The 6,233-nt window shown below is 69.5% G+C and carries 6 protein-coding genes, 1 other RNA gene and 1 pseudogene; 1 reads left to right on the forward strand and 7 read right to left on the reverse strand.

Features of this window, described 5'->3' with window-relative positions:
* Positions 1–33: 33 nt before the first annotated feature.
* The 6 genes from CCS38_RS30685 to ftsE form a co-directional block, all read right to left on the reverse strand.
* A complete protein-coding gene (locus CCS38_RS30685; RefSeq protein WP_223736597.1) occupies positions 34–1,008 on the reverse strand; it encodes an extracellular catalytic domain type 1 short-chain-length polyhydroxyalkanoate depolymerase in 975 nt (324 codons plus the stop codon).
* Positions 1,009–1,162: 154 nt separating this feature from the next.
* Positions 1,163–1,533, reverse strand: a transfer-messenger RNA (tmRNA) gene (ssrA, locus tag CCS38_RS30690).
* Between the two features lie 140 nt (positions 1,534–1,673).
* The gene (gene smpB / locus CCS38_RS30695) at positions 1,674–2,189 is read right to left on the reverse strand and encodes an SsrA-binding protein SmpB (protein ID WP_030250378.1); all 516 of its coding nucleotides are present in this window, start codon (positions 2,187–2,189) and stop codon (positions 1,674–1,676) included.
* Positions 2,190–2,207: 18 nt separating this feature from the next.
* A complete protein-coding gene (locus tag CCS38_RS30700) occupies positions 2,208–3,428 on the reverse strand; it encodes a S41 family peptidase (RefSeq protein ID WP_223736598.1) in 1,221 nt (406 codons plus the stop codon).
* Positions 3,429–3,495: 67 nt separating this feature from the next.
* Positions 3,496–4,407: a permease-like cell division protein FtsX gene (ftsX, locus tag CCS38_RS30705; protein WP_223736599.1), complete on the reverse strand. Its 912-nt coding sequence runs from the start codon at positions 4,405–4,407 to the stop codon at positions 3,496–3,498.
* Between the two features lie 32 nt (positions 4,408–4,439).
* Complete coding sequence (gene ftsE / locus CCS38_RS30710) at positions 4,440–5,129, reverse strand: cell division ATP-binding protein FtsE (RefSeq protein ID WP_030614506.1); 690 nt, start codon at positions 5,127–5,129, stop codon at positions 4,440–4,442.
* Positions 5,130–5,435: 306 nt separating this feature from the next.
* On the opposite strand from ftsE, the gene CCS38_RS30715 reads away from it, so the two are divergent.
* Positions 5,436–5,645 carry a hypothetical protein gene (locus CCS38_RS30715; RefSeq protein WP_223736600.1) on the forward strand — a complete coding sequence of 70 codons (210 nt, stop codon included), beginning with the start codon at positions 5,436–5,438 and terminating at the stop codon, positions 5,643–5,645.
* A gap of 167 nt (positions 5,646–5,812) precedes the next feature.
* Here the strand turns inward: CCS38_RS30715 and CCS38_RS30720 are convergent.
* A pseudogene (locus tag CCS38_RS30720) lies at positions 5,813–6,233 on the reverse strand (hypothetical protein); the annotation flags it as partial.

The raw sequence follows: 6,233 nt of genomic DNA on the forward strand, positions 1-6,233 counted from the left end.
TCCGGTGAGCCGGGCGGGGCCTGGGCGGCGAGCTCAGCCGCCCAGGCCCCAGCCCTGCCCCATCTCGTACGCGGCGCAGAGGTTCACATCGAGCATGTAGGCACCGGCCGTGCCGCACTGCGCGGGGCCGGTACCGGGGTCCAGCGGCTGCCCGTGCCCCATGCCGGTGATTTCGTACGTCTCCACGGCCACGGCGCCCGCCGCGTCCCGGTACACCGCGTGCGGATAGCCGCCCACCGTGTCCCTGGCCTCCGGGGTCTGGTCGGTGCCGTGCACGTTCGTCCACTGCTCGACGAGGTCGGCCATGTTCACCGGCTTGACGGTGGTGTCGGACGTGCCCTGGAAGACCGTGAGCCGGGGCCAGGGACCGGTGTATCCGGGATTCTGGGCCCGTACCCGGTCGCCCCACTGCGCGGGCGTCTGCGCGGCGCCCACGTACATGCAGACGTACGGCGAGCCCGCCGCCTGCGCGCAGCCGTACGGGAGGCCCGCGACCACGCCGCCCGCCGCGTACGTCTCCGGATACGCGGCCATCATGACCGCCGTCATGCCGCCGCCGGCCGACAGCCCGGTGACGTACGCCCGGGAGCCGCCGGCGTCGGCGAGCTGACGGGCGGTCATCTGCTGGATGGAGGCGGCCTCGCCCCGGCCGCGCTCGATGTCGCCCGCCTGGAACCAGTTGAAGCAGTTGTTGAGGTTGTTGGCGCTGGTCTGGCCCGGCAGCACCAGGGAGAACCCCCAGCGATCGGCGAGCTCGGTCCAGCCGCTCTGCCTGCCGTACGTGGCGGCGTTCTGGGTACAGCCGTGCAGCGCGACGACTACGGGGCGGCCGGCGGGCAGCCCCTCGGGCACATAGCGGTACATCCGCAGCGCCCCGGGGTTGCTGCCGAAGCCGGTGACTTCCTCGATGGTGCCGGCGGCCGCGTGGGCGGCGCTCGCGGGCAGGAAGAGCGCGGCCAGCACGGCCGCGAGGAGGGCGCTCAGCGCACCTTTGATTGTCTTGTACATGCCCGAGGACGGTAGAAGCGGACAGCGCGCCCCGATATGGCGCGAGCCGCCACATACGGCGGCCGCGCCATGGCCCGGCATGACAAGAGCCCCGCTGCCTGACGGCGGCGGGGCTCCTGCCCACATGGGATGTCCGGAGGCCGGGGCCTCCGTTCGGTGGAGATGGCGGGAATCGAACCCGCGTCCAACGGTGCAGAATCAGGGCTTCTCCGAGCGCAGTCCGCTGCGATTTTCTCGGCCCCGGAGATCACGCGGACAAGTCTCCGACGGGCTCAGTCACTGTTTGATGTCTCCACAGAACCCCGTGACCGGGCTCAGTGGATAAGACCCCTAGCTGATGCCAGGATCCGGGTCGGGATCATCCCCGGGCTGACACTTCGCAGGTCGCTACTTAGGCAGCGAGGGCGAAGGAATCGCGCTTGGTGTTGGCGATTATTGGTTGCGACATATGGTTAACGAGATCATTGCCGCTTCCTCGGCTCGCTTCCCCTGCTTCGACATCCGCTGTCGAAACCGATCATCCCCATGTTGATTTTTCAAATATGGGCCCCGCTTGCGCGGAGTCCGAGCACCCCGTCCTGCGGGGTACAGGTGCCATCGTACGGGAACAACGTGGCACCGTGCCAGCATATTCCCAGGGGCTTTCGCCGGGCTTTAGCCGCAGGTCAGGCCCGCTGCCGCCGGCGCACCGCCGAGATCGCGCGGTCCGCCTCGCGGCGGTCCTGCTGCTCGCGCAGGGTCTGCCGCTTGTCGTACTCCTTCTTGCCCTTGGCCAGCGCGATCTCGACCTTCGCGCGGCCCTTCAGGAAGTACAGCTGGAGCGGGACGATCGTGTGGCCCGTCTCCTGGGACTTCGACGCCAGCTTGTCGATCTCCTCGCGGTGCAGCAGCAGCTTCCGCTTGCGGCGCGCCGCGTGGTTCGTCCACGTGCCCTGGGCGTACTCGGGGATGTGCACGTTGTGCAGCCACGCCTCGCCGCCGTCGATCTGCACGAAGCCGTCCACGAGCGAAGCCCGCCCCTGCCGCAGCGACTTCACCTCCGTGCCCGAGAGCACGAGGCCGCACTCGTAGGTGTCGATGATGAGGTAGTCGTGCCGCGCCTTCTTGTGCTGCGCAATGAGCTTGCGCCCGGCCTCCGCGGCCTGCCGCTTCGCCTTCGTCTTCGCGTTCGCCTTAGCCATAGTGCGGCCATTTTCGCACTACGACCCGCCTCCGAGGCCACTCATTACTGTCCTGGCCCGGCTCTCCGCCCGGTCGTCGGCGGGGATGTCGGGGGTGATGCCGCGGCCGTCGACGCCGCGCCCCGACGGCGTGCGGTAGTGGCCGACGGTCAGCTCGGCGACCGAGCCGTCCGGGAGCTTGCTGGGCATCTGGACCGAGCCCTTGCCGAAGGTCGGCGAGCCGATCACCACGGCCCGGCCGCGGTCCTGCAGCGCCCCCGCCAGCAGCTCGCCCGCGCTCATCGTGCCGCCGTCGACCAGGACGACCAGCGGCGACTTCGTGGCCCGGCCGCGGTCGGCGTAGAGCGCGCGCTGGCTGCCGCGCACGTCGTACGTGGCGACCAGGCCGCCGTCGAGGAACGCGGCGGCCGCCGTGACCGCCTCCGCCACCAGGCCGCCGGTGTTGCCGCGCAGGTCCAGCAGGACGCCGCCGGGCGGCGCCGAGCGGACCGCCTCGCGCACCTCCTCGCCGGTGCCCTTGGCGAACGCCTCGACCTTGATCCGGGTCATGCCCCCGGGCGCGGCGGGCCGCTCGACCGTGACGTTCGCCGTGCGCAGCCGGGCGCGGTGCAGCGTCACGGACCGGCGCAGGTCCGCGCGCTGGAGCTGGAGTGCGACGGGCGTACCGGGGGCCGCGGCGGCCTGGGTGCGCGGCTTGTCACCGGCGTCGCCGCGCAGCCGGGCCACGACCTCGGTGACCGGGCGGTGCCGGGTGGGGTGGCCGTCGACGGCGAGGAGCGCGTCACCCGGCGCGATGCCGGCCCGTGCCGCGGGGCTGTCGGGGCGGACGCGGGAGACCCGGACGTGACCGCCCTCGGACCGGCGCAGCCACAGGCCGACGCCGACGTACTCGCCGTCGAGCTGCTGTCTGAAGTCCTCGTACTCGCCCGCGGTGTAGATCGTCGACCAGCGGTCGCCGCTGCGGCTGACCACGTCGGCGGCGGCCTGGCTGCCGGACTTGCCGGCCTTGAGCGCCTCGTTGGCGGCTTCCTCGACGGCCTCGCGGTCGGCCGTGCCGTCCGCGGCGGAGCGGTCGTCGGCGACGGTACGTACCGGTATCCGGCGCTCGGTCCCTTCTCGGCCTTCGCCGCTCCAGGTGCCGGCGGCCGCGCCCGTGCCGAGCACGCTCGCGAAGACCAACGTCAGGGCCGCCCCGCGGCGGATGCGGCGGGGCCGGACAAAGTGCAATCGGCCCGACATGCCGGTGAGTCTAGGCCAGAAAGAAGCGCCGTACGGGCAGTTGCCCGTACGGCGCTCTTGGCATAACTCACACCTTCAGATACTTGCGGAGCGCGAAAAACGCGGCGAGCGCCGGCATCAGAAGACCGATGAGCAGGACCAATGGGAGTACCGCCACCACGGAGTCCCAGCCGATGAAGTTGATCACTTGGATCTTCTCCGCCAGCCAGTTGTTCACGAGGATGAACTTGCCGCCGACGATCAGGACACACGCGAACGCGGCGCCGATCAGGCCGGCGATCGCGGCCTCCAGGATGAACGGCATCTGGATGTAGAAGCTGGACGCGCCCACCAGGCGCATGATCCCGGTCTCCCGCCGCCTGCTGAACGCCGACACCCGTACGGTGTTGACGATCAGCAACAGCGCAACGACAAGCATCAGCCCCATCACGCAGAGCGCGGCGATATTCATGCCGTTGAGCAGGTTGAACAGCGGCTCCACCGTGTCCCGTTGGTCCTGGACCTCCTGGACGCCGGGCCGCTCGCTGAAGGCCGATTTGATGACCGCGAACTTCGTCGGGTCCTTCAGCTTGACCCGGAAGGACTCGGGCAGCTGGTCGGGGGTGACCAGGCCGGCGACGGGCGTGTCGCCGAACTGCTCCTTGTAGTGCTTGTACGCCTGGTCGCTGGACTCGTACTGCACCTTCTCGACGATCGGCAGCCGGTTCAGCTCGGCCCGGATGTCGTTCTTCTGCTGCGTGGTGGCCGCGCCCTTGGCGCAGTTGGTGCCGGAGTCGGCGTCGTTCTTGTTGCAGAAGAAGATGGAGACGTTGACCTTGTCGTACCAGTAGCCCTTCATCGTGCTGACCTGGTCGCGCATCAGCAGCGAGGCGCCGAAGAGGCCGAGCGAGAGAGCCACGGAGACGATGACGGCGAAGGTCATCGTGAGGTTTCGGCGGAGACCGACGCCGATCTCCGACAGGACGAACTGGGCGCGCATGGCGTCCTTTCAGTACTGGGGGCCGTACACGCTTAGTGCTGGTAGCCGTACACGCCGCGCGACTGGTCGCGTACGAGCCGGCCCTTTTCTAGTTCCATGACCCGCTTGCGCATCTGGTCGACGATCTGCTGGTCATGGGTCGCCATGACCACCGTCGTGCCGGTGCGGTTGATCCGGTCCAGCAGCTTCATGATGCCGACCGAGGTCTGCGGGTCGAGGTTGCCGGTCGGCTCGTCGGCGATCAGCAGCATCGGGCGGTTGACGAACGCCCGGGCGATCGCCACGCGCTGCTGCTCACCACCGGACAGCTCGCCCGGCATCCGGTCTTCCTTGCCGCCCAGGCCGACGAGGTCGAGCACCTCGGGGACGGTCTTGCGGATCTGGCCGCGCGGCTTGCCGATGACCTCCAGGGCGAACGCGACGTTCTGCCCGACGGTCTTGTTCGGGAGCAGCCGGAAGTCCTGGAAGACGGTGCCGATCTGGCGCCGCATCTGCGGGACCTTCCAGTTGGACAGCTTCCCGAGGTCCTTGCCCAGTACGTGCACCGCACCGTGGCTGGCCCGCTCCTCGCGCAGGAGCAACCGCAGGAAGGTGGACTTGCCGGAGCCCGAGGAGCCCACCAGGAAGACGAACTCGCCTCGTTCGATCTCGAGCGAGACGTCCCTGAGCGCGGGGCGGTTCTGCTTCGGGTAGGTCTTGGAGACGTTGTCGAATCGGATCACTGATGCACCACGGTCGACCTGGGTAGGGGCACGGGTTGCCGAGTTGCGGTTCCCGTCGGTGAGCGTGACCATACGCGAACCACGCGGCGCGGCGCAGTCGGCGTCCTGTCTTGGTGCGTTTATTCACGGCACCTACGGGGACAAAACGAGCACATTCCGGCTCCGGCCGAGGGCCCGCGGGCGGCCTGAATATGCCGTGCGCTGCGAGGATTCCGGTAGGCGCGCCGAGAGACCGGCGAGCTGGCACAGTAGAAGAGGGAACCAATGCGCCGGCCCGCGCGTTGGAGCTGGTGAGAAGGAGGTCGCATGACGTACGACCGACTGGTGTGCGCCAACTGCGCGGCCCCCGTGAGCGAGGGCCGCTGCCCGGTGTGCCGGGCCAGCAGGGAGCGGCTGCAGCAGCAGAGCGGCCTGACCGGGCTCTTCGCGCAGGTCAGCCCGGCGACCCTCGTGGTGCTGCTGGTGGCGCTGATAGCGGTGGGCCTGCTGGCGACGGGTGGCTTGACCCCCGGCTGATCCAGCGAGATCACATACAGAGATCGCTTACGCCGACGAGGCAGATCCGGACTGAACGCAGACGCAAATGAGACAGCTGCGCAAGAGGGCCCGGCGCGGGATACGCGCCGGGCCCTCTGCTGTACGTCACGCTGCTGCGGCACGTTTTACGGTGCCGCGCCGGGGCCTCAGGCCGCGGCGGCGCCGCCCTTGTTGATCAGGCGCGGCATCATGCGGAAGCCGATGCCACCGGCGATCATCGTCGCCGCACCGATCAGCAGGAAGGTCGTACCGGACGAACCGGTTTCGGCCAGCTCGCCACCGGCCTGCTGCTGACCGCCCTGGGGCGTGTCCTGGGCCTGACCGGGCGTGTTGGCGATGTCTTCCTTCGAGTCGCCCGGCTGCTCGATCGGCTTGGTGCCCTCGTTGTCGGTACCGGTGCCGTCGTCGCCACCGCTGACGTCGCCGCCAGTGGTGCTGCCGCCGGTGGCGCCGTTGTCGCCGCCGCCGGTGCTGTCGTCGCCACCGTTGCCGCCGCCGACGCTGTTGCCGCCACCGGTGCTGTCGTCGCCGCCGTTGCCGCCACCGATGCCGTTGTCGCCACCGTTG

The organism is Streptomyces purpurogeneiscleroticus, assembly GCF_020024005.1.
GTDB lineage: Bacteria > Actinomycetota > Actinomycetes > Streptomycetales > Streptomycetaceae > Streptomyces > Streptomyces purpurogeneiscleroticus.